Genomic DNA, 24,327 nt, shown 5'->3' with positions numbered 1-24,327 from the left:
CTGGGGAGATTAAATATTGAAGTAATTATAGAATTATAAATATATACCGTATAATATAACCGGGTGATATATAAGATTTGAGGGTGAAAGAAAGCTAAAAATGACTCAATTTCAATTAACAACTCCTGTAGTTATAATTATATTTAATCGACCAGATACAACAGAAAAAGTATTTCAGAGAATTCGTCAAGTAAAGCCCCCTCAATTACTTGTAATAGCTGATGCTCCTCGCCCCGATAAACCAGGAGAAGTTGAGAAATGTATAGCAGCAAGAAAGATAGTTGATCTTGTTGATTGGAAATGTGAAGTTTTAACTAATTATGCTGAGGTTAATTTAGGTTGCAGAGAGCGTATTTATAGTGGATTAAATTGGGCTTTTAGTTTAGTAGAATCAGCGATTATTTTGGAGGATGACTGTGTACCTCATCTAACCTTTTTTCGATTTTGTCAGGAGTTATTAGATATATATCAAGATAATAATAAAGTAATGGCTATATCTGGGGATAATTTTCAGTTTGGTAATAATTCAATAGAATATAGTTATTATTTCTCTCGTTATCCTCATTGTTGGGGTTGGGCAACTTGGCGAAGAGCGTGGAAAAATTATGATAATCAGATGCAGCTATGGCCGAAACTTAGAGATAGTAAGTGGTTAGAAAATATTCTGCAAAATAGTCACGCAGTTCAGTATTGGTCAAAGATTTTTCAGAATAATTATCAAGGGTTTAATTCTTGGGCTTATGCTTGGATATTTGCCTCTTGGAATCATCATAGTTTAATTATTTTACCCAAGGTTAATTTAGTTTCTAATATTGGTTTTGGTGAGGAAGCTACCCACACTTTAAGTATCAATAAATTTGCCAATATGTCTACAGAAGAAATGATTTTTCCTCTGAATCATCCTCCCTCTATTATCCGAAATATTGAAGCTGACGAATTTACAGAAAAAACAATGTTTAGTGGTAGTTTACAGCTCCAAAATGTTCATTGCAAAGTTTGTGGTTCAATATCTTGTAAATTTGATGACGCTAAGGTTTTAAATAAATATAATGTTGAATATTTTCAATGTTCTAATTGTGGGTTTGTACAAACGGAAAATCCTTATTGGTTAGCTGAAGCTTATAAAGAAGCAATTGCTAGTAGTGATGTAGGTCTGGTATCTAGAAATCAAAACTTTTCTCTGATTACAGAAAACTTAATTCTTAATTTATTTAATACTAATAGTAAATTCCTAGATTATGGTTGTGGATATGGTTTATTTGTCCGCATGATGCGTGACTTAGGGTTAGATTTTTATGGATATGATAAGTATTGCCAAAATATTTTTTATCAAGGATGGGAAGGAGAAATAAATAAGCAGCAGAAATATGAAATAATTACAGCTTTTGAAGTATTTGAACATTTCATAAATCCTCTGGCAGAAATTGAGAATATACTGCAACACACTAGAAATATTTTATTTAGTACAAAGCTACTACCACCTAATAATCCTCATCCTAATGATTGGTGGTATTATGCTCTGGAAGAAGGTCAACATATTTCTATATACACCACAAAAGCATTATCTGTAATTGGTCAAAAGTTTAAACTTAACTTATATTCAGATGGAGAATCTTTACACCTGTTAACAGAGAAAAGTTTATCACATAGCGAGTTTCAAAACATCTTTAAGGTGGCTAGATATAAACCTGAGAACAGGAAAAAAACTTTAACTCAACTAGACCATGAAAAAGTTACAGAAAAAAAGAAAAAAAATCAGCAGCAATTGGATTTAAAACTTCTTATAGATGGTGTATTTTTCCAAATCAATAATACAGGTATTGCCCGTGTTTGGAAATCTTTATTAGAAGTATGGTCAAAAGATAGTTTTGCTAAAAATATATTAGTGCTTGATAGAGCAAAAACAGCACCAAAAATTCCGGGTATCAACTATCGGTCTGTGCCTGGATATAACTACGGAAAAATAGATGCAGATCGTCAAATGTTGCAGACAATATGTGATGAAGAAAATGCTGATATTTTCATTTCTACTTATTACACAACACCTATCTTAACGCCATCTGTATTTATGGCTTATGATATGATTCCAGAAGTTTTAGCCAAAAATCTTAATAACCCTTCATGGCAAGAAAAACATCGTAGTATTCGACAGGCAATTTCTTATGTTGCAATTTCAGAAAATACAGCTCGGGATTTGATAAAATATTTTCCTCAAATACCTGCAAATTATATCAGGGTAGCTCCCTGTGGAATTGAAGCTAAATTTTCCAGAACAACTCCTCAAGAAGTTGCTAGTTTTAAGTCAAAATATCACATTAATAAGCCATACTTTTTAATAGTGGGTGAGAGAATAGGTTGGTTAGGTTATAAAAATACTATTTTATTCTTTCAAGCTTTTTCTAAATTAAAGAAATCCACAGAATTTGATATTGTTTGTATAGGAGGAAATAGAAAACTAGAGCCAGAATTAAGTAAATATATCTCAGGTAGTAAAATCCATTTATTACAACTAAGTGACCAAGAATTAAAATCAGCTTACTCGGCAGCGATCGCTTTAGTTTATCCCTCAAAATATGAAGGTTTTGGACTGCCTATTTTAGAAGCAATGGCTTGTGGTTGTCCTGTTATTACTTGTAAAAATTCTTCAATTCCAGAAGTGGCAGGAACAGCAGCTTTATATATAAATGATAATGATATTAATAGCTTAGTAAATGCTTTGGGTGAAGTGCAAAAATCTGAAGTTCAGCAAAAATTAATTACTGCTGGTTTAGCACAAGCTCAAAAGTTTTCTTGGTCTCAAATGGCTAAGATTATGAGTGACGTATTTATTCAGACTTTTAATCAGATTAAAGCAAAGAGATTATCTACTATGGAAGACAGGAAAAATTTAGGGGAAATTCAATTTAAAATAAATCATGGACAGTTAGAAATGCAGCGCCATTTTTGGAATGTAAATTCTCTAGATGAAGCTATGTTTGGGCGGGTGTTAGCTTATAACGGAATGGATACGCTTTCCCCAGAAGAAAAAAAGCAAGCTTGGGAAAAGTCAATAGAAAATTGGGTGCCACAAATTATGGAAGGTATCCCTACTAAACCAGAGTGGAAAGTATTAGAAATTGGCTGTGGTGTTGGTCGTCTTATTAAGTATTTACGAGCAAAATTTGCGCGGGTAGATGGTGTAGATATTTCTGAAAATATGATTCAGTTTGCACGGCAATATTTAGCCGATGGGAAACAAAATGGAGAAGTATATGTTAATAATGGCTATGATTTACAACAGTTGCCTGATGAAAATTATGACTTTGTTTTTTCGACAATAGTTTTTCAGCACATCCGTTCTATTTCTATTGTCAAAAATTATTTTCGTGAAATATTTCGGGTCTTAAAAATGGGGGGATATTTTAGAATTCAAGTACATGATTATAGTGCTGAAAGTTTAGGAAAATTTGATGAAGAAGGAGCAAAAGATCAACAATATTATTTTTCTGGCAATGCTTATACTGAAGAACAATTAAAAGATTTATTAATTGCAGCAGGGTTTAATTTAGTTTCTTTAAAATCTGCTAAACCTTGGATTTGGGCAACGGCAAGGCGTGAACAACAAGTAGAAGTAGGTGTAGAAAAAATACCTCAAATAGTTACCCTAAAAAATAACCAAATGGGTATTGAGTATCCAGAAATTAATCGATTATCATACAATAAAGATAGACCATTTTGGTCTGTGATGATTCCTACTTATAAAAAGGTAAAATATTTAGAACAAACTCTAAAAAGTGTATTGCAACAAGCTCCTCCTCCAGAGGAAATGCAGATTGAAGTAGTTAATGATTGTCCTGATTATAAAATTCAAGCTGAAATAGAAGCTATTGTCCGAAAAGTAGGGGGTGAAAGAATTAATTGTTATCGGCATTTCCCACAAGATATTGGTCAAGCTCCTATTTTTAATATTTGTCTACAACGAGCAAAAGGATATTGGGTTCATCTACTCCATGATGATGATTTTGTCTTGCCTGGTTTTTATGAAAAATTGCGTCGTGGAATAGAAAAAAATACAACACTAGGAGCAGCATTTTGTCGTCACTATTATATAGATGAAAATGACCATAAAAAGTATTTATCTGTATTGGAAAGAGACACTCCTGGTGTTATAGAAAAGTTTATAGAAAAGATTACCGTTGAGCAACGTATTCAGGTTGTGGGAATGGTTGTTAAACGTGAGGTTTATGAACATTTGGGTGGTTTTTGTTCCCAAGCTGCTTCGGCTGCTGACTGGGAAATTTGGAAGCGAATAGCTGCTTTTTATCCTATTTGGTTTGAACCAGAAATTTTGGCCTGTTTCCGTTTACATTCTTCTTCGGAAACTTCCCGCTTAATGCAGTCTGGAGGTAATATAGAAAATGCGAGGAAAGCTATAGAAATTACTCAAACTTATTTACCAAGAAATATGGCTGCTGAATTATCAAATCAAGCTAGGGAACATTATGGAATTGAAGCAATGAAAATGGCTGCTTCGATGTTGAAAATAGGTAATAATAATGGAGCGATCGCTCAAATGCGCGAAGGTCTTAAATGCAGTAATTCTTCCTCGGTAATTAATTTATTGGTTTCTATTTTGATTAATGCAGAAACGGAGGCTGAAACTTCTTTAATTCAAGCAACAAGTCAGCATCTACTATCTTTAGAACCTCAGTTAATAGAATCAAAAAAAACCCCACATAAAGTTGAAACTAATTTATTACCTTCTCTGGCAGAAATCAACAAAGAGATTGAGCTTTACAAACAAAACCAGTTGGATAAATCTGCTTTAGTTAAGTTGCAGGAAATAAGAAAAAAAATTGCATATTTTTGGTTAAGTATAGATACCTTAGAAAATCTAAAAATTGCTTATTTAGGAGATTTTTGTCAAATACATAAAGCCTTATTAACAAGCAGTATTACAGATGAAAGCTTAACCGAAACTGAGAAAAAAATTGTCACTCAAATAAAAGCTAATATTGTTAAAGGATTTAAGGAACCTTTAGACATTAAGTATCTTTTGGCAGGTATGCTTTATCAAAGAGCAGATCAACTGGAAGTTAAATATGAGAAAGCTCCAATTCCTAAATGGTTTGCTATAGACTATTTAAATTTTATGTTTGCTTCTCCTCAGGTTTTCCAGGAAATAGGAGAAACAGATAATTACTATCATTTTATGACTGGATGGTTGAGTTATGTTCATAATAACATATCGATTAATTCAGAGTCGGAATTATGGCAAGCGATCGCTAGGATTTTTGTCGAAAATGCTAATTGGATACCTCTATATTTTACGACTCGGCCAAATTTAAAAAATCTCTACATCAAACGGGCAGAAATTATTGAATTTGCTCTAAAAAAACTTGGGTTAGAGCTAAATTATACTATGCCTCCTTATCAATTTAACCGCTCAAAAATTCGCTTAGGAATTATCAAAGATCACTATACTCCTCAAACAGAAACATACTCTTTACTCCCAGTATTTGAACATTTAGATCGGAGTAAATTTGAGATATTTCTTTATGCAATAAAATCTAACGGACACCCCTTAGAACAATATTGCCAAAGTCGTGCTGATAAATTCCTGCAACTACCAAATGAACTAAAAAATCAAGTACAAACCATTCGTGATGACAATCTCGATATTTTGTTCTTCGGTTCTAATATTACTGCTACTATCAAAAATTCTACCTTACTAGCAACTCACCGATTAGCAAGAGTTCAAGTAACATCCATTAATTCTCCCACTACTACCGGGATGGCATCTATAGACTATTACATTTCTGGCAAATTAACCGCCCCAACAGAAATGACCAAGGAACACTATACAGAAAAATTGGTCAACCTAGAAGGTTCCGGACTATGTTTCCAAGATCCCATCGCCGAAACTCTTCCAGTAGTGCAACCCCTCCGCTCCAGTTGGGGGGCAACAAACGAAACTACCATTTTTATTTCAGGTGCCAATTTCTACAAAATTATACCCGAGATACGGGAGACTTGGGCCAAAATTCTCCGTGCCGTGCCCAATTCGATTTTAGTTTTGTATCCTTTTAACCCCAATTGGACAAATTCTTATCCAGTTGGATCTTTTATCCAACAGATGCGAGGTACTTTAGAACGACATGGTATTCATAGTAAGCGCTTGGTTGTCATTAAACCACTACCGAGCAAATCAGATATTAAAAAATGCTTAGAGTTAGCAGATATTTATTTAGACTCTTTCCCTTACGGTGGGGCAACTTCTCTACTAGATCCCTTAATGCTAGGACTACCACCAGTTGTTGTGGAAGGAAATGCCTTAAGGTTTAGGCAAGGGCCCGCTTTGTTGCGGGAAATTAATATAGAGGATCTTATTGCTGATGGAGAAGAGAGTTATATTAATTTGGCAGTAAAATTGGCAACTAATTCCGAGTGGCGACAACAAAAACGGCAAGAAATTAAGGAAAAAATGCAGCAAAACCCGGCATTTTTAGACAGTCGTAGTTATTCTGCAGAGATAGGTAAATTGTTCCAAGAATTATTCCAAAAATGGCAAAATATTCATGCACCAAAAACTATAGAATCTCAAGATAATAATTCTCTAACTTCTGAATTTATTAATCGTTTAGTTGGTTGTGTCAACCTCTACAAAATTGACCCAAATGACCAATCTTTAATCGAAGAATTACGTCAAATTCGTAAACAAATAGCTAATTTTTGGTTAGATACAAATCCCCAAAAATTAGAGATTATTTATCAAGGTAAAGTTCGACAAGCATATCTAAGTTTATTATCAAGTGGAATTCAAAACGAACCTCAAACAGAAAAAGAAGAGAAATTTATCAAAGAATTAACTGATATAAGTATGGGTTTAACTAATTCTAAATCAATTAATGCACTTTTAGGAGGAATGCTATATTTTTTACCAGGTAAAATGTTAGTCAGAGATGCTAAAAATCGTTTGCCAGAATGGTTGATTAATGATTATCAACAGGTATTTGAAAGTAGAGAAGTTGTACAGAAATTGGAAAAAGATTTTCAAACTAAGTTACCTCATTTTTCAGAAGATTCTATTAGTAGAGATTTAGTAAGCAAACCCATAAAAATTGCTGAAGTTCAAACTGAAAAGAATATATTTTTAACAGAAAATAAGGCAGATAATTTAGATTTTGTCATCTCTAAGTTTCTAAATCAATTATTAGGTAATGTGAATCTTTATTATATAGATCCTTCTGATGAGTCTGTTGTTAAAGAGTTGCGTCAACTTCGTAAACAAATGGCTGATTTTTGGATAAATTTAGAACCACAAAAGCTAGAAAATTTTTACTTAGGTGAGATGGGTAAAGCTTATCAAGCATTACTTAATAGTGAGATTCAAAATCAATCTTTAATAGAAAGTGAACAGGAATTTTTACAACAGTTAGCTACCCAACTTTCTCAAGGAATAGAAGCGCCGAAAGCTATAAATTATTTACTAGCCGCAATTTTATATTGTCGTCCAGAACAATTACGAATTGAGGATGCAACTAAGTTACCTCAATGGTTACTTTCAGACTATCAAAAGTTTATTGGAAACTGATGTTTTTTTTGCAATTATATTATTCTGGTATGGTTAACTAACATACTAATTGTAGTAGAAAATTAACTATGAGTATAATGTACTGGTATTACTGATTATTTCTTTTGATTATACAAAGCTATTATGGTTATTAAAAACTTCCCAAAGAAGTCTATCCTTGGATGAAAGGTGCCTCGAAAAAAATAGTTTAATTAGGTGTAAGAAAGGAATAGGGCTATTAACAGAAAAATTAAGATTACTTACTCCCAAGGTTGAATTTATGGGAGTAAATACTACCTCATCAATGCTTGACATTGATAAAAAGAGATTAGGAAAATAGGGAAAATTAGTAGAAGCAGATGTCTATGATATGGATCTCCAAGAAACTTTTGATATTGCTATTTATAATGGAGGGGTTTGGTAAATAAACAAACAAGACGATCAGATAGACTTAGGAAGTCATACAAAGGATATTGATGAGGAGATTAAGAGATTATTAATATTGCTAAACACCTGTATAAAAACGGTTTATTACTATTAAGTATTCAAGAAGAACATAAAAATTATCAACAAAATCTAGCTACAAGAATTCTTTACTCTCAGAAGATATAAAAAATTGGGAAAAATGACGACATTAAATCCATTGATAAAAATTATTTTTTCAATAAAAATTGAGAAATATTAGCGCAAAAAAAATTGGGAAATATTAGCTCAACAAAAACTGAAATTGAATTACATTAAACAATGGAAAAAAGAAGAAACTATGGAACAAGCTAGATTCATTTTTGAAACTATACATAATAGCCAAAAGTTTCATATTTATAGAAAAAAATAGAATTGATAAGAAGGTATCTATAAAAATAAATCTTCAGGAAGGTATCTACAAAAATAAATCTTCAGGTCTGCTCAAATCAAAAATATAGAGCGACACGTAAGTCAGAAGTTAGAAGTCGCTGCTATAAGTATGAGTATTTATAGCAGTGATATCTGGCATATTGGTTCAAATTCTCTAAAGACAGTTTAAACCCTCTAAAGTAAGTCTTTATAACAAAAATTGTAAATATACAAGCACACTTTACTATATAGCAGTTTCCACACTGTTAAGGTACAAAATTTATTTGTTTTAGTAGGGAAGCTGTATGCAACATCCCTTAAAGAATAGTAAGCAAGTAAAATAAGGAAAATAGGGTAGAAAAAAGAATAAAAAAACTGTACTGACTGTTCCTTGAAAAATGCTATATAAATGTTTCTACTCTATTTGTATATTGCTATAGTTATTAGAATTTTTGGGAATTAAGAAAAAAAAGACTAAAACCAAAATTCAGTCAGAATTTATAGTTTTTTTCAGTCTTAAAATACTAAAAATACTATCTAGTAAGATAGAGTAAAATTTTGATAATTTTAAATTTTTAAAAATCAAAAAAATCTATTTTAAGCTGATAGCTGATAGCTGATAGCTGACCTAAAGCCAATCTTCTTTGTCAGTATTTTTCTGTTTATATGCCTTACCTTTCCGATGAATATCACGAGTTTTTTCATAAAGTTTTTCTTCAGTTATTTTCCACTTTGCTAATACTTCCTCTAGATCTTTCTGAATATCTTTTGCTCCAGGAAAACCTTGATAACGAATTTTTAATCTTGCTAATTCTGCTAAGTTATAAGAAGTATTTTCTTCTGCTAATAGGGTATTAACTATTTCTCTATCTTTATGATATTGAGGATGCTGTTGTTCTTCTGATTTCATAAAACTAAGGAAGAAAGAAAAAGAGTAAGAGTAATTCAATTATGAGTCCTTCAAATTTCTAAGAAAACCTATTCGGCTCTCCTACTCGCAAAATGCTAGATATTGATGAACAACACTACCGCAAAGGATACTTCCTTTGTTCTTGAGCAAAATAATTATAATAGACTTCCATTAAAATGTACCACCACCTATTTTACCTTCTAAATTATTCCACTTTTGAAAATGACTATCTTGATGATTATTTTGAGTATTATCAACTAAACTTGGCTGGAGTTTTAAAGCTTTTTCTTGAAAAAAAAATGCCTCATAAAATCTGCCCTCTTGCTCTAAAACCTTCCCTAAATTCCAATAAGCTACCCCGAAATCAGGTTTTATTTTAATTGCTTTTCTATAATTAATCATTGCTGCATCAATTTGCCCTTTCTTATAAAACATACTGGCTAAATTGACAATAGCTTCAATAAAATTTGGATTAATTTTTATGGCTAATGAATAAGCACGAATAGCAGCATCTATTTTATTTTGTGCTTGTAGAATATTTCCCAAAGTTTTGTAGACTGGAGCAAAATTTGCTTGTTTTTTTAATGCTTTGTGACAAAGAGCGATCGCTGATGTAAAATTTCTTTTATTATAATAAGTCTCCGCTAACTTATTAATAGTATCAACATCATCTTGTTCATATTTACTTAACTCTGAGTAATAGTTTGTTACTTGACTTAATTCGCTATAATTTTGAGATTTATTATTCTGTTGAAAAGTGTTTTTATCTTGTAAATTTTGATTCATATTCTAATCGCAGTATTCTAAAAAATTTTCTGGAACTATTTTCAACTCTCTCGATTTAAATCTATCTATTGAAACCCAGAGCGCCTTTTTTTTTCGTTCCTTTTCCCAAAAAGTTAACTCCTCTATTTGATAAAACTTAAAGTCAGCAAAATCACACTTATATAATTGAATTAATTCATGTCTTTCCTCTCCATCAAACATAAAAATATTTTCCATACAACCCAAATATTTAATATTAGTCAACTCAGCTTCAATCTCTTCTTTAAACTCTCTTTGTAAAGCATCGCGACTATATTCTCCAAAATCAACACCTCCACCCATAACCCGATAAAAAGTTTCCTGTTTTATAGAATCATAACCTTGAGAAATAAACAAGCGATCACCATCCCTAATTAACCCCAAAGCTAGCACCCTAATTTTATTCTTTTTACTCATAATTTTATCATATAAATAAAAGAGACAATACAATTAATTTTCATCAAACCAGCCCTTTTCATAATTATTTTCTGGTACTAGCCAATCTTCATTTTGACCACCAATAATCAGTTTTTCTATCTTGACCAACTCTTTACTTAACTGTTGAAAACTATTCACCAAAATATCAATTGCTAAAGCATCGCTAGTTCCCAAGTCAAACCAACAACGACCCCATAATCCTTCATATTCTACATCTCCCATATTGTGCATAACAGCCATCATACTTTGACTAGCAACATTATAACTATATTCCATATAACTAATCTCTATTCCTACCTCTTGAACTTGTAAATTTTCAGCATTAAAACCACCCAATTTACCTAATAAAAACCATGAATCAAATAGTTCTTCTATGTAATGTTTTTCTGCCATAGAAGGAACAGTACTAAACTCTAACCAAATCCACACATCAAAAGGATTAAATTCCCGAAATTGTACTTCCATAAATATTTAACAAATAAATTTCCTAATTAATAGAGACAACTCTATCCTACCGACATTTTTTCTGATAATATTGTACTTAACTTATATAAAATTTTCTATAAATTTTACAGATAATTCAGTGATTTATGAAATAGAGAAAACTAGATTTTTAAATAGTTTTTTAAGTCTGCAATTAAACTCTAAAGTTTTTCAGACAATTTACTATAACTCCTGTATTAAACTTACAAAGTAATTAGCCAAAATTTGTTTATACTTCCATAGATAGACGTATAAAAAAACAGAAACCTGACCAATATAAATCAAACTTTCTAGCTACAAACTATTGAGTTAAGATATAAACTTACTCATTTTTTGAGTATAAATTTATTTTTATTATTTTGTTTCTCCTATTCTCTATTTTCTGTTTCCTAAAAACTGGAGATGTCTAGCTCACCAGTATAAAAATTTATGATAAATTAATTTTAATTAAATTTAGAATTAGCGAAGAGCTGGTAACTCTTGAGGCCCCCATGTACCTGAACCATCTCTAATTATATCTCGCATTGAGTCACAACTTCGTTTTCTATCATCTATATTATTAATATTTTTACATTGTTCAAAAAATATTTGTGCTACCAAACGTCTCGGCATTTGTTCTGACTTTGCCAAAGCTTTATCAAAGTTTTTTTTAGCTTTTTTTCTAAGAGATAAATTGTTATCTTTCTCCCGAGCCTGAGCAACTAAAATTTGTGCTTTTAGGTAATGTACCTCTGGATTTTCTGGAACTTCTGACAAAGCTTTATCTACATATTGTAGAGCTTTTTTGAAATCATCTAAATCTCGATGAGCTACTGCCAATCCCCGATAAGCTAAATGATGAGGATAAGCTTTATTTTCTAATATTTCTATTGCTTTACTAATGTCAGAAAATGGCAAATTTACTGCTAACATTAAATCCATATATCCCTTGAGCAAATTTAACTCTGGGTCCGATGAATTTATTCTTTCTGCTGACTCAAAATGACTCAAAACTTTTCTAAGTTTTTCTAAAGCTTTTGGGGCTCCCTTTAATGTACCTTCAGTAGATATAATATAAGCACCTTCTAGAAAGTAACCTGTTGCAGCATAAATATTACCACGAACTGGATCAATTGCAATTAAATTTTCTGCTACCTCAGTAGTTTTTTGAGCATATAATTTTAGTGAATCCCAATTTTTATCTAAGTAATGCAAGGAAGAAATCATAGCATAAATAAGAGGCTCACCTATCTCTTCACATTCAGCTATTTTAAGATAGTCTCTTGCTTCTTTATAATTTCCTTCTTCAAACATAGCTTCAAAAGCTGCTTCGGTTTTTTCTCCTATTTCAATAGGATTTATTTTACGAAATGGATCTCCTATAGCTGGAGTTACCCAAAAGTTGAAACCAACTAAAGTTACACTATAAAAAACTGATATTTTCTTCAATACTGGAAAATTTTTACACCAGCTAAATAATGTTTTTAGCATAAGTCCTATTTAATACTAACTATGATTTTCAATTGAACAAATTGTTATTACTTCAGCTAGGCTATTGGTCTGTCAAAAGTAATTGACAGATATAACTGCTTCAATTTAACCTGAGCCTCCTTGGAGATAAATTACCAATCTACCACCGAAGCCCTTTCATTTCTTCAATTTTCCCAAGCTGTCACTTCCTCTTTGAAAACTTCTGGAGAATAAATTCTTCCCCCTAAGCATTATCGGTAATATGCACTTAACTCTATTTCTTTCATCTTCAACCAACTGCCATGTTTGGGAGTATAATAAAATTTCAACAAGTTTAAAATCCTACAGGTTTCAGATGGGATAAATGCTTTGTAGAGAGATACCTTCACATGAGTATTGAAGTTATCTTAAACAACTTTAATCTTCTGAGCTTGAGACAAATTCTCATCGACTAAATATTTCCAGTTCGATGAGCATAATTCATTTGAGTTCGTCGAGCAGTAACTTCCACATATCTTCAAACTAAAAGACCCTTTGACTTATAAATGCTACATCTAAAAAACCTATATTATCATCCAGCAGCTAGCCTTATCCCTATCCTCGAAAACATTAATATGGAACTAGCACCCAAAGAAATGGGTTTAATTATCGGTCGTAGTGGTTCGGGCAAAACTACATTATTAGAAATATTAGCCGGCCTAGCTAAATGCTCCCAAGGAGAAATATACTGGCGAGAGCAAAAATTAACCTCCGAAAATTTACAACAACTAGGTGGTTTAGTATTTCAATTCCCAGAAAGACATTTTTGTGGCAGTACTATTTTAGAAGAATTACGATTAGGTCATCCAGAATTACGATTAGAACAAATATCTTCCGCTTTAGAAGAAGTAGGACTTCAGGAGTTGCCATTAAGCACTTCGCCCCAAGCATTAAGTGGGGGTCAGCAAAGACGTCTCGCTTTGGCAGTACAATTAATTAGGCAACCTCATCTTTTAATGTTAGATGAACCAACTGCTGGATTAGATTGGTCAATACGAAAACAACTAGTAAATTTATTAGCTAAACTAAAAAATCATTGGAGTTTATTGGTTGTCACTCATGATTCTAGTGACCTTTTATCAATAGCAGATAAATACTGGATCTTAAATAAGGGTCATTTGGAGGAAAAGTCACAGGATAAATTAGAAATTAAAAGTTAATGGAGGTAGTATTTTTTTATAGATATCTCCTAAAATTTATATAAAAGTTAAAATTTATCAAGGCGATCGCTCAAATCAAATTCCTACTATCTAATAGTATTTATTTTTAACTCCTCCTTAGCTTTAAGTTATTCAATTAAATCTAATTCTGAAGTTAATAATCTAATTCTGAAGTTAATGGAGTTAGTCTTTTACTATTATAAATATCTCCTAAATTTATTACAGGAGTTATTGATTTAGGGTAATATCCCAAATATCAAATCATATACTATATTTAGTGGTCAACGACCGTTAATTAATCAGATATAAAGTAGCTCTTGGTAAGTCCTTTTAGATAAAAGTTAAAAGTTAAAGGTAATCAGAAGCTGATCGCTCAAATTAAATCCCTATCCTGCTAATAGTTGGCTTAACTGTCAATGCTTGTGGACATAGTTCTGGCAACAAGATTAGCCGTCTGGTTGGGGATCTATCTGGTAGGAGCAGGAAGAAAAAAATCAAATACATTATAGCCAGCGAAATTTTAGCAGCGAAATTTTAGCTCCGACTTCTAATTAGCGCTCTTCCTTCTTCTAGCAAAAATATCTCCACTAGCAACTTCATAGAAAATTTGATAAATCTTGTCTAAAATAATAATTCCTGGTGCAGGTAATGAGTTGGCTTTTGATTTTAGTATTAGACTTGTCACTTTATCACTTGAAAAATTACCAAAAAGCTTGTTTTGTAAAAGTTTTAGCCATTAGCAAGTAAAAAAAGACTTGAAATTATTGCTATGTCTAGGTTGGGGCTATTTTTTTTCCTCTATTTAGCCACAACTAAGAATGAATTATTAGGGACTAACCTACTATCAACCAAGGTAGAGATTAGTAAAAATCTACAACAGTTGAGCATTTATATATTAGTTTAGTTTAAGTGAAGTATAGTTGACGATAGCCCAATTAAAACTCTATCTAACTATTCTAACTATAACTATAATATAGGGGATTAATCTGATATGGAATGGCATATTACAGACGCCCAAAGCTTAAGAATTATTGACAAGGAAATCGGTCTTCATACTTTATCTCCCGCAGAGTATGAGATAGTTAAACGGGTAATATATGCTACGGCAGACTTTGAATATAAGTCTCTGGTTAGTTTTTCTGAACATGCTTTACAGTCTGGAGCTGCTGCTTTAGCAGCCCGTACAACCATTGTAGTGGATGTGCCAATGTTACAAGTGGGTATTACCCCAGTTATCCAAAATACCTTTGTTAACCCTGTTTACTGTTCAATGGATGCTATTACTAGACCCCAGAAGGAAAAAACTACCGCTGCCTGGGGAATTGAAACTTTAGCTAGACGTTATCCAGAAGGCATCTTTGTTATTGGTCAGGCTCAAACTGCTCTCTGTGCAATTGTTGATTTAATTGAAGCCGACGAAATTAGACCGGCTTTAGTTATTGGGACTCCTTCTGGTTTTGTAGGGGTGGATGTAGCTAAGTCACGTTTATATGATTCGATGATTCCTCACATTAGAATTGATGGCCGTAAGGGTAGTGCTGTGGTAGCAGTTGCTATTATTAATGGTTTAGTAGACTTGGCCTGGCAGGCTTATGGCCAAAAAAGTCCAGGTAATTAGGATGTGCTCTTCTTTGTCTTTTTAAGGAGTAGAGGAATAGGTAGGAACTTGGCATCTAAAGTCCCTACAATTAAGAGAAACGGGGAATTTATGGAGGAGGTAGTCGGATCTATTTTCCCCTGGCTTACCTCTGCCATTTTCGGCAAAAAAAAATGATAACTTTTTCAGCTCAAGATACCGACAACCAGGAAATTTTTAAAGGCTAAAAAAAAGCTGAATTCAATATCAGTCAATGCTTTTAGATTTAATCAGTAACTCTTAATTAATAGCAAGTAAGTAGGTAGGCATGAAAAAATTAGCTATATTAAGGTTTGTAGACTGACTTCAAGTTCCTCTACAGAGTTGATTTGAAGTCAATTTACATTTTGTTACATAGCAACCAATTTCAACACCGACTTACTTATTCAGCACTCAACTATCAGAAATATTTAGGGCATTATAAGCATTCAGCGATCATTTATTCGCTATGCGCAATATTTATCCTAAAAGGAGGAAAAAGCAATTGAGAGATTTATAATAATTAGTTAAATGTAGTATAAGTGAATGGGAAAGCTTGCTTTATTCACTAAAAAAAAACTGAAAGCTGACAGCTAATAGCTGAATGCTTACTTAGCATTTATTACTCAAATTTAAAATTAGGTTGTTGATGTTGTTTATTTTTTCTGCGAGATGAACGCACCTGATTAATTACCTCAACAAACACATCTTTTCTAAGATATGGATAATTACTAACCCATAAATTTACAGTAGGAAGATAAACATCTGAATATTTAGCAATTTTCTCTAAATCTTGTTGATAAGACATTACCAACATTACAGCTATCTGACCTCGAGAAATACCTTGATGATAACGACGTAGAGGAGCTTGTATTTCAACTTTAAACCCTGTTTTATCCTGCAATTCTAAATTTATTCGTTGCTCTAAATTTTCTACTATTATTAATTCCCCCTTTTTATTAACTTTTTCTTCTTGACCGACTACTTCTTCACTAAGATATACATCGAAAACCTTTCCTTGCCATAAACCACTATATGGGTATCTTCTCAATTCAACATTCTGAAAACTAGCTAATAAAACAGGTCCCCAGAACCAATAAAGACCAGCAGTAATACCAACCAATAAGAATAAAGGATCACCATCATCATGAACAAGCACATTAATTAAAACAATTACCAAAACTGAAACAGCAGAAATTAAAGCTCGTTTCAAAACTTCAGATAACCTACCCCAATAATATTTATATTGATCGCCTGTAGCTACAATTGGAATTAATTGTTCAAATGTTTTACGTGTTAAAGGAACTAGCATTTCTCAGTTTAAAAGTGTAGATTAATTAAATTTATATGTAATTTACAGCAGTTTCTTACTCAATTAAGTAAATACACATATTAGGGAGTAGGATTGGAGGATTGGGAAACTATATATTCTTAAGGTAAAATTGGTTTAATTGTTTTGATTATTCATGGTAGGATTAAATTATAATTATTTATATTAATCAAACAAATACCTTATGCAAAAGTTGATCCCGCCAATTATCAGCAGTATAATCCTGGCACTTTGGGTGAGCTCTATTGCAATACTCTCAGTTCAGAATGCTACGCCAATATCTTTAAAATTTCTCAGTTTCCAATCTATCGAGATTCCTATAGGAGTAATATTGTCCTTTAGCGTGAGTATAGGAGTTATCATTAGTTCAATTATCTTGCCATCCTTATTTCATCTTGAACAAATAAAAGATCATCAAAAAAATTTTTGATTTTAGGAGAAACTATAAATTTGGCTTAGTTTTAGTACTGAAAAAAAACATCAAGTCTCATATCAAATCCACCAAATGTGAGAAGGTCTTTTTTCAAGTTACAGCCTTTCTCTAAATAAGGTATTGGTAGATAGGACCAGCCTGCTTTTATGCCCAGACTTGCTATCAAGTCTTTAACTTCAGTCGGAAAAACTGATAAGCTGATCAGGTAATCACCAAAATGATATGCTGCAGACATAATGCTTTAGCTACAAAGCAGGATTTTTTGAATTCACGATTAATTGATTTTTCCTCAACACTTCTTTAGTTCTCATTATAACTTGTACACTTGACCATCAATTAGTAGTCGAGTAATTCCTTTCGCTTGCAAATAGACGGTAGTTTTTTGTAACATTCTACCATCAGGAACCTTCAGAACCCTTTGGTTGCGGGCTGAAAATCGATGAGCTACTCGATGATTGTTAAAAACTGGTAAAGTTTTTTTCTGAGACTCTTCCACAGGTATTTGTCCTAATTCCCCAAAAGCTATCAACGGTTTAGTCACTAACTCTGTAAATTTATCTACTACCAAGTAACAAATTTTTGGCAGAACTGCCTCAGTCAGATTATATACTTTAACTTCAGAGTAACTAGAATTCTGAATAGATATATTATAAGAAGTGTCTACTACTTCTTCAACTTCAACTTCTCCTTCAAGCTTATCCTTATCTTCATCATCAAACTCCTCATCAAAATCTTCTAAATCATCATTCTCAAAATCATCTAAATTTTGAGGTTTCTCTCGTAAATCTACTGCTAAAATCTCTTGTATTTCTTTAGTAGGGGAATCATAACTACCCTCAAATGCATTGTTTGATTTCTCAGTATATTCAGAAGTCAAAGACAATTTGGGCAATTCTGTTAGTTCTTCAGTTTCAGCATCACTAGATGAAGAAGAACGTCGGCGTCGTCTTTTTACCATCCCATCTACTTCATTTGCCCTATAACCTGATTCTTCTAACTCTAAATTACCCCCATCTACTGATTCATCCAAGTTCTCCTCAGTATCATGACCGATATTTCTTGGGGAACGAGATGGACGCTTTTGCTTCTGTTGAACTAGCTCTTTATATTCATATTCTGGTATGCTACTTTGTAATATCCTTCTAATTGTAGAACTACTCACTCCATAGCGGTCTGCTAGAGTAATAGTATTCTCTTGTGTAGTTTGATACAGTTCAATAATTTCTAATTTTTCTGAATCTGACAACTTTGTAGGCGTCATACCACCTTCCCCAACAAATAGTTTATTTATTTATTTTGCTATAGTTTATAAAAATATAGTCACATAAGACATATCCTTATTTTGCAGGTATTAACCTGATTGTGTTAACTACAATACCACGATACCACAACAGTTTTAAGTCAGGGAAACCGGCCTAGTTACTGCCTCCTAATTCCCATAATTAAAGGCGTTTGCGAATAATTTTCTCATAATACTCTCTTAAACGTTCACACTACTCTTTGATTAATTCTTTGCTTGTGTGACAGTAAAAACCTCTTTTTACTCTAAAGATAGTAAATAAGTAGCTTGATTTTTCTTACCTTTTTTATCAACTTGAATTTTTTTTTCTCTATAAAATGGAATTTAGAGGTACAAGATTTCTTAGTTATAATTACTTTAATTTCTACCATTTTAACTTGATAAGATAACCCAATCAATTAACCTCAGTAGGTAGGCATAGAAATTGCTTAACTATATAAAATTTTATCAAGTAACCACAAGCTCCTCTAGACAATTAATTTAAGAGTAAATTGACAGTTTTTTACATAGGAAAAAATTTTAATGCGTATCTACTTAATTATACGAGTCGGTTAACATTCTATTTCGAGTCTGGACTATAGCCAATTATCGAAGTTCCTCTATATTTTATTCATTAGGTTCTCAATAATTAAATGGGACGCCATGAGTGAGATAATCATTGATTTTAAATTTTATTTAATTATAAAGTTTTTCATTCTCTTACTTAATCAATTTTATGATATAAGAGATTGTAGGAAATTTTTAACAATATTTAAGTGTCTTGATTAATATATTTTAGCTATTTTCAACTTATCAATAGTGGATTAATTCCTCTTATATTATAAGTTTCGGCTGTAGACTCCATAAAAATTTAGCTAAATTTTTTAATCCAATATCAATACTAGCAACACGGTTTTGTTCTAAGAGATATTATTTTTTTAGCTTTATAAATTACCTTAATCACATAATATTTAACCCAAGAAAGGATGCGGGCTTGTTTGAATTCTCAAGTATCAACTTTAGTTGGCAAATAAATCTCATTCATTTTTACTATAGTTGATTATTCCTTATACTTAAGCCAAGAAAGGATGCGGACTTGTTTGAATTCTCAAGTATCAACTTTAGTTGGCAAATAAATCTCATTTTTACTAGAGTTGATTATTCCTTGTTTTAATTAAAGTTTACTAAGACCAAGTACAGTATAAACTAGGATGTTTATCCCTATTATTTTATTTTTATATCTAGATAGACAAGGCTAGCTTTTCAACTTTGATAGGTTTTATTTATAAGCTTTATAAATTGGGTGAAAAAGTCTTCGAGTTTCTCTCTAAAATTATCAATATTTGTAGAGAGGTTTTGGCTGGAAGCTTTATAGGGTTTACTGTTTTGTACAGTTTTTGTAATTAATAATAATTTTTCTCAAAAACAAAATACTAAAGAATTAAATAATAAGCATATTGATAAAGATTTTTATAGCAGAAACACAGTCGGTGAATTTCACGATATAACCGATGATTTTGTTGAATTATGAGCTTCCAGTATTAATCTTGTAAATCAATAAGCTAAAATTACATGATTGATTCGAGCATTAATTAATCTTTATTATCGTTATTTAGCCTTAAACTTTCAGGTGTCTTTACTGTACCATTAAACTTAATAACTTAATGATTAAGTTTTGTCAAATATTTAGTTGATGTCTAGTAAAAACCAATGAAGACATAGGTCAATACTTGAACTATATTTGCCTAAATCTCTTTATAACTTTTCTTGTACTATTCAACAAATTTAATCTCAAAATTTTGTTGGCGCCATTATAATAGCAATATCCCTTATAGCTAAAGTATTTACAATGAAAAATTTAACCTTTCCAATATAAAGTTTCTTTTGTTAGATTTATAAATAGACATTTATGGCAATTTTAATGAGCATAGACTCAACTAATTAATATTGCTTTAAATCCTTGCAACACAAATTATTTATAAGTTAGAAATTTTATCGGCTAATCAAGTACCCAGTTATTAGATAATATTTCTTATTTCTTTTTTCTTGGTTCTTGAGCGGGACTAATTTATTATTTTTAGTTGAAGCTATCCTATTTATGATTTACACTTATGCTATGAGTATTGCTTCCTAAGTTTATTAATAAAATTTTGGTATTTCAAAGGTCTTTGAATAAAGTAATCAAAGCTTTCAGAATTAGTATTCATAATAAAAATTACTTTTTGATACTTCACAAATTTATGATGATCAATTAAATAAGTAAAGACTACAAATTTGAAATAACTTCATACATATATATATCAAAGCCCGTGACGAGGATTGAACTCGTGACCTCACCCTTACCAAGGGTGTGCTCTACCACTGAGCCACACGGGCGTTTTTCTTCAATCCTTTTAGTGAATGGGCCGAGCTGGATTTGAACCAGCGTAGGCGTAGCCAGCGGATTTACAGTCCGCCCCCATTAACCACTCGGGCATCGACCCTTGTTATTCACATCTATATATAATAACACAAAAAATATTTATTGCAACAGTTTTATGAAAAAAATATTTTATAAAAAATTGGACCTCTATTGTCTCGCCCTTATAGATCGACTTTTGAGTTGATTTTTTTCTATAAATATATGGGTCCTATACTCCCTTCAAAAACCTTTGTTTCAATAGTTCTAGGGTTTTACATTTTAGTACGGTGGATTTTGACCTGTAAGACATTTATTTTTGATTTATAGTGGGCAAAGCTTCTACTTCACACCTTGGACGCTAAATTTGCCTTTCCAACAGTTTCTGTTTCCCACCAACCTTCTTACCTCCCCACGTCTAAATATTTTGAACATTTATTCAGACAAGCTTGCTTGGGTAATCTTTGTCCCTAGAAGACTTATGTTAAACTTTTCCTACTCAGAGCTTGAGGTCTGAGAGTTATTTGGGGTTATTTCATCTCCAGCATATCATTTCTTGTTGCAGTTAGCCTCCTAGCAACTCTAGACCAAGTTGTTACTGACCGAATTCTGAACAACTGAAGTCAAGGACCTATCCCGAAGGGCGGGAATTTAACCTGCATGATTACATTTAGTTATCCCTAGTTTTTGGGACTTATCTTATGAGCTGGTTAAGCTAAAGGACAAGTATTCTTTCTGACTAACCGAGAAATTCTTTGACCTCAAGTGTTCTTTAATCTTTTGCTTTTTAGGCGTTAAACCTGTTTCTTTCCCTACGTCTTTGTCTCTTCAATTAGGAAAAACTAGATTCTAATATTAATTTCTTAAAGTCCAACTACAGATAATGCTTCAAGAATAAAATTATATCTTGTACAAGAAACAATATATTTTTGACTAAATTTAGTTAATCTATTTCTTAGAATTATGCGTAAGAAATCTCAGGAATTGAAAGATCTATTTTTCCAGATTTTTTTCACGTCTTTCCACAGTCTTTCAATGGGATTAAATTCTGGAAAATAAGGAGTTTGGAATAGCAAAATAATATTATTACTTCCTAAATTATTGCCTAGATAATCTCCCCTGCTATCTAGTTAAGTAATTAGAATTTCTGGCTGGATATTTTTGATAAAAAAGCTCTAAAAATTTTTCAATGCAAGGGGTATCTGGATAAATAAATTTATCAAAGAAGGAATCTCCTATTTTTGGTTCTACTACACCATAAATCCATAGATATTTAAATAACTATTGATATAAGCTAATGGGCTTAACACTACAAGCATTAATGACTTTAGCTGTTATAGTTTTTAATCTCATTAAAGTTGCGTCTTGAAACTAATAGGGAAACAGCAATTTTATCTTCTAGTTGAGATGAGAGTTTTTTTTAAAGTTTTCTTGAGCTTCTTTATTTTGTTTGATGTGATTTGGATGTGGAACTTTTAATTTACTTTTTAATTTATATCTGACTAGTTGATGAACTGTTCTATAAGATAGATAGATGTCAAAATAAGTTGTTAACTACTTCTGGATTTCACCACAGCTTTGAAAACCTTCTGGGATTTATAATTGTGGTCCTAATTTTTCGATGACATTTGGTGAAATTTAACTTAGTCTCTTTCCTATATTTTTCTCTGGTTATAGTAAAAACTTGAGTCTACCTGTAGGATGTTTACCTAACTATTTTTGTACTGTTACTTGATTATATCCTAAAATTATCTCAATTTTTTTTACTATTTATAATGTTTAATTTTTCGAGCAGTAAATAATTTAAAGTCTTTCCTTTTCTTGAAATATAATATAACTTTTTCATTTTTTTTGAGAGTTTATACTGATTCATTTATCTCAATTTTTACTACTCCTGAAATGGTTGTTTTCTACCTCAAATAAATTTTAAAAGTTTAGCTGAAGTTTATTAAATTGTTATTACTACAACTTTTATGTGAAAAAAAATATTTTTCTAAATACTTTTTTATCTGGAGTTTACATCAAAAAAATGTAAGTTTTAATTAAATCAAGGTAGGTACTTAAGCTTTAGTTAAAACTAATATTCTTAGACAGTGTAACTCTGAGCTTAAAGTTGATTAGTGCTTAGAAGCTGTAGAATATTTAGTTTCAGAATGTCACAAAGTAGTCGTTTTTTGCGAATTTTTATCTAGTATAAATGACGTTTATTCTAAACTGAGGAAAGCAAATATTTCTTGTAGAAAATTAACAGGTGCTTCTTCTATATTAATTCCTACACAAGATATTCAAGATTTTCAAAAAAGCAAGTATGAGGTATTCATAGGAAGTACGAAAGCTGGTGGTGTTGGGCTAACTTTAACTAATTTTAGCAATTTAATTGTTCTTGACATGCCTTGGACTTCTGGAGACACTGAACAAGCAGAAGACATAATTCACCGAATTGGTCAGACAAAAACTGCTAATATTTACTAGCTTTAGCTAGGATAAATAGACAAAGTAGTTGATGCTTTATTGGTCAGACAAAAACTGCTAATATTTACTAGCCTCAGCTAGGATAAATAGACAAAGTAGTTGATGCTTTGCTTCAGTCAAAGTCTAAGACTGTTGATATTATTTTGTCTGGAAAAAACATCACTTTTGAAAGCAATAAACTTGCTAAACTTCAAAAACAAATAACTAAGTACTATGAAGAAAAGCACTAAATTTAACAGTCACTAATTGCTCTAAAACAAGCATATACTACATAAGCAATACGGCTCTATGGAAAAATTTTCGACTCGCCTTAGGTGAGACTAAATAGGGCAAAAGAGCAAGAGGGCAAGAGGGCTATTCAAGAGTCCTGGGGGGGAACACTCACAAGACGAAAACCAATATCGAAGTCGTCCTCGACGGAGATATAGACGTTGCGACTCGCAGAGCGATACCTCAAAGGAAGAACGTCCCAGGACCCATCACAAATTACTTTATAAATTTTAGTATTATCTTTTTTATTACTAATAATCCAAAAAGTTTCATCTATTAGGATCACCATTGTAATTGTGATGGAAATCATCAGTACAGAATTCCGAGATATTCCCATGCATATCATATAAACCAAAAACATTTGGTGGAAATTGACATCGAGGAGTTGTTTGTCTTCTAAATTCTCCCTTAGAACTGTTGCCATAAGTATAATGCCCATAGTAGTTAACTCAATCAGATGTTATAGTTTCTCCAAAATAGAATGGTGTAGTTCTTCTTGCATGGCAAGCATATTCTCACTGACTCTCACTTGGTAAACTGTATTTTTCACCCATTTTCTTAGATAACTTTTGATAAAACTCTGTAGCATCATTCCAACTAACTTTTTCTATAGGGCGGTTTTCTCTTTTAAAATATGAAATATTTTTACCCATAATGATTTGGTATTGTTCTTGAGTAACAGGGTATTTGCTCATATAAAAAGTCTGAATAATTACTTTATTTTGCAGTTCCTATTTTTGATATGGCGGTCGTTGTAGGATATTTAGTATAACCAAAATCTACTAATAACAATTTATTATTTTTACTTCTCCTTATAATATTTTTATACTTAATATCTCTATGAATAATTTGTAATAAATA

At 31.7% G+C, this 24,327-nt stretch carries 16 protein-coding genes, 2 tRNA genes and 2 pseudogenes; 4 read left to right on the top strand and 16 right to left on the bottom strand.

The genetic code is table 11. The features are described 5' to 3' along the window. The first annotated feature begins 100 nt into the window (after positions 1 to 100). On the top strand, positions 101 to 7,573 hold the full coding sequence (locus TERY_RS37380; RefSeq protein ID WP_011613136.1) for a methyltransferase domain-containing protein: 7,473 nt from the start codon (positions 101 to 103) through the stop codon (positions 7,571 to 7,573). A 1,441-nt stretch (positions 7,574 to 9,014) separates the two neighbouring features. On the opposite strand, the gene TERY_RS18005 is transcribed toward TERY_RS37380, so the two are convergent. The 5 genes from TERY_RS18005 to TERY_RS17985 all read right to left on the bottom strand — a co-directional run bounded on the left by TERY_RS18005 (position 9,015) and on the right by TERY_RS17985 (position 12,491). Next, complete coding sequence (locus tag TERY_RS18005) at positions 9,015 to 9,296, bottom strand: DUF3288 family protein (RefSeq protein WP_011613135.1); 282 nt, start codon at positions 9,294 to 9,296, stop codon at positions 9,015 to 9,017. 171 nt (positions 9,297 to 9,467) lie between these two features. After that, positions 9,468 to 10,082, bottom strand: a complete 615-nt coding sequence (locus TERY_RS18000; RefSeq protein WP_011613134.1) for a tetratricopeptide repeat protein — start codon at positions 10,080 to 10,082, stop codon at positions 9,468 to 9,470. A gap of 3 nt (positions 10,083 to 10,085) precedes the next feature. Further along, positions 10,086 to 10,517, bottom strand: coding sequence for an NUDIX domain-containing protein (locus TERY_RS17995; protein WP_011613133.1), 432 nt, complete (start codon positions 10,515 to 10,517; stop codon positions 10,086 to 10,088). A gap of 33 nt (positions 10,518 to 10,550) precedes the next feature. Next, positions 10,551 to 11,003 (bottom strand): DUF3531 family protein, encoded by a 453-nt coding sequence (locus TERY_RS17990; RefSeq protein ID WP_011613132.1) that lies wholly within the window; start codon positions 11,001 to 11,003, stop codon positions 10,551 to 10,553. A 477-nt stretch (positions 11,004 to 11,480) separates the two neighbouring features. Continuing rightward, positions 11,481 to 12,491, bottom strand: coding sequence for a Sll0314/Alr1548 family TPR repeat-containing protein (locus tag TERY_RS17985; protein WP_011613131.1), 1,011 nt, complete (start codon positions 12,489 to 12,491; stop codon positions 11,481 to 11,483). A gap of 524 nt (positions 12,492 to 13,015) precedes the next feature. Between TERY_RS17985 and TERY_RS17980 the strand changes: the two genes are divergently transcribed. Further along, the gene (locus TERY_RS17980) at positions 13,016 to 13,669 is read left to right on the top strand and encodes an ATP-binding cassette domain-containing protein (RefSeq protein WP_011613130.1); all 654 of its coding nucleotides are present in this window, start codon (positions 13,016 to 13,018) and stop codon (positions 13,667 to 13,669) included. 547 nt (positions 13,670 to 14,216) lie between these two features. Here TERY_RS17980 and TERY_RS33500 read toward each other — a convergent pair. After that, positions 14,217 to 14,354 (bottom strand): hypothetical protein, encoded by a 138-nt coding sequence (locus TERY_RS33500; protein WP_155994480.1) that lies wholly within the window; start codon positions 14,352 to 14,354, stop codon positions 14,217 to 14,219. Between the two features lie 306 nt (positions 14,355 to 14,660). On the opposite strand from TERY_RS33500, the gene TERY_RS17975 reads away from it, so the two are divergent. After that, positions 14,661 to 15,287, top strand: coding sequence for a precorrin-8X methylmutase (locus TERY_RS17975; protein WP_011613129.1), 627 nt, complete (start codon positions 14,661 to 14,663; stop codon positions 15,285 to 15,287). Positions 15,288 to 15,906: 619 nt separating this feature from the next. On the opposite strand, the gene TERY_RS17970 is transcribed toward TERY_RS17975, so the two are convergent. The 7 genes from TERY_RS17970 to TERY_RS33490 form a co-directional block, all read right to left on the bottom strand. Beyond that, positions 15,907 to 16,596, bottom strand: coding sequence for a hypothetical protein (locus tag TERY_RS17970; protein ID WP_011613128.1), 690 nt, complete (start codon positions 16,594 to 16,596; stop codon positions 15,907 to 15,909). Positions 16,597 to 17,075: 479 nt separating this feature from the next. Continuing rightward, a complete protein-coding gene (locus TERY_RS17965; RefSeq protein WP_044136905.1) occupies positions 17,076 to 17,282 on the bottom strand; it encodes a hypothetical protein in 207 nt (68 codons plus the stop codon). A 75-nt stretch (positions 17,283 to 17,357) separates the two neighbouring features. After that, positions 17,358 to 18,308, bottom strand: a complete 951-nt coding sequence (locus TERY_RS17960) for a hypothetical protein (RefSeq protein ID WP_011613127.1) — start codon at positions 18,306 to 18,308, stop codon at positions 17,358 to 17,360. Between the two features lie 2,322 nt (positions 18,309 to 20,630). Next, positions 20,631 to 20,702 (bottom strand) — tRNA-Thr (locus TERY_RS17955). 25 nt (positions 20,703 to 20,727) lie between these two features. Continuing rightward, positions 20,728 to 20,809, bottom strand: a tRNA-Tyr gene (locus TERY_RS17950). A gap of 892 nt (positions 20,810 to 21,701) precedes the next feature. Beyond that, complete coding sequence (locus TERY_RS33495; RefSeq protein WP_196797111.1) at positions 21,702 to 21,800, bottom strand: transposase; 99 nt, start codon at positions 21,798 to 21,800, stop codon at positions 21,702 to 21,704. Positions 21,801 to 22,122: 322 nt separating this feature from the next. Continuing rightward, positions 22,123 to 22,260, bottom strand: coding sequence for a hypothetical protein (locus tag TERY_RS33490; protein ID WP_155994714.1), 138 nt, complete (start codon positions 22,258 to 22,260; stop codon positions 22,123 to 22,125). Positions 22,261 to 22,872: 612 nt separating this feature from the next. Here TERY_RS33490 and TERY_RS33485 point away from each other — a divergent pair. After that, positions 22,873 to 23,196, top strand: a pseudogene (locus TERY_RS33485) (C-terminal helicase domain-containing protein); the annotation flags it as partial. Between the two features lie 358 nt (positions 23,197 to 23,554). Here the strand turns inward: TERY_RS33485 and TERY_RS35330 are convergent. The 3 genes and pseudogenes from TERY_RS35330 to TERY_RS33475 all read right to left on the bottom strand — a co-directional run bounded on the left by TERY_RS35330 (position 23,555) and on the right by TERY_RS33475 (position 24,312). Further along, complete coding sequence (locus TERY_RS35330) at positions 23,555 to 23,755, bottom strand: hypothetical protein (RefSeq protein WP_196797109.1); 201 nt, start codon at positions 23,753 to 23,755, stop codon at positions 23,555 to 23,557. After that, a pseudogene (locus tag TERY_RS33480) lies at positions 23,736 to 24,161 on the bottom strand (formylglycine-generating enzyme family protein). Before TERY_RS33480 ends, TERY_RS35330 begins: the two are co-directional and overlap by 20 nt. Before the next feature lie 22 nt (positions 24,162 to 24,183). Next, positions 24,184 to 24,312, bottom strand: coding sequence for a hypothetical protein (locus tag TERY_RS33475; protein WP_370497272.1), 129 nt, complete (start codon positions 24,310 to 24,312; stop codon positions 24,184 to 24,186). Positions 24,313 to 24,327 lie beyond the last annotated feature (15 nt).

Origin of the sequence: Trichodesmium erythraeum IMS101 (assembly GCF_000014265.1) — a bacterium.
GTDB lineage: Bacteria > Cyanobacteriota > Cyanobacteriia > Cyanobacteriales > Microcoleaceae > Trichodesmium > Trichodesmium erythraeum.
The sequence above is the reverse complement of the archived record's forward strand: the minus strand, read 5'-3'. Positions and strand labels throughout refer to the sequence as shown.

Excerpts from the sequence above, each read along its gene's own strand:
- TERY_RS37380 (WP_011613136.1), top strand. The coding sequence starts at position 101 with ATGACTCAATTTCAATTAACAACTCCTGTAGTTATAATTATATTTAAT.
- TERY_RS18005 (WP_011613135.1), bottom strand. The coding sequence starts at position 9,296 with ATGAAATCAGAAGAACAACAGCATCCTCAATATCATAAAGATAGAGAA.
- TERY_RS18000 (WP_011613134.1), bottom strand. The coding sequence starts at position 10,082 with ATGAATCAAAATTTACAAGATAAAAACACTTTTCAACAGAATAATAAA.
- TERY_RS17995 (WP_011613133.1), bottom strand. The coding sequence starts at position 10,517 with ATGAGTAAAAAGAATAAAATTAGGGTGCTAGCTTTGGGGTTAATTAGG.
- TERY_RS17990 (WP_011613132.1), bottom strand. The coding sequence starts at position 11,003 with ATGGAAGTACAATTTCGGGAATTTAATCCTTTTGATGTGTGGATTTGG.
- TERY_RS17985 (WP_011613131.1), bottom strand. The coding sequence starts at position 12,491 with ATGCTAAAAACATTATTTAGCTGGTGTAAAAATTTTCCAGTATTGAAG.
- TERY_RS17980 (WP_011613130.1), top strand. The coding sequence starts at position 13,016 with ATGCTACATCTAAAAAACCTATATTATCATCCAGCAGCTAGCCTTATC.
- TERY_RS17975 (WP_011613129.1), top strand. The coding sequence starts at position 14,661 with ATGGAATGGCATATTACAGACGCCCAAAGCTTAAGAATTATTGACAAG.
- TERY_RS17970 (WP_011613128.1), bottom strand. The coding sequence starts at position 16,596 with ATGCTAGTTCCTTTAACACGTAAAACATTTGAACAATTAATTCCAATT.
- TERY_RS17965 (WP_044136905.1), bottom strand. The coding sequence starts at position 17,282 with ATGTCTGCAGCATATCATTTTGGTGATTACCTGATCAGCTTATCAGTT.
- TERY_RS17960 (WP_011613127.1), bottom strand. The coding sequence starts at position 18,308 with ATGACGCCTACAAAGTTGTCAGATTCAGAAAAATTAGAAATTATTGAA.
- TERY_RS35330 (WP_196797109.1), bottom strand. The coding sequence starts at position 23,755 with ATGGTGATCCTAATAGATGAAACTTTTTGGATTATTAGTAATAAAAAA.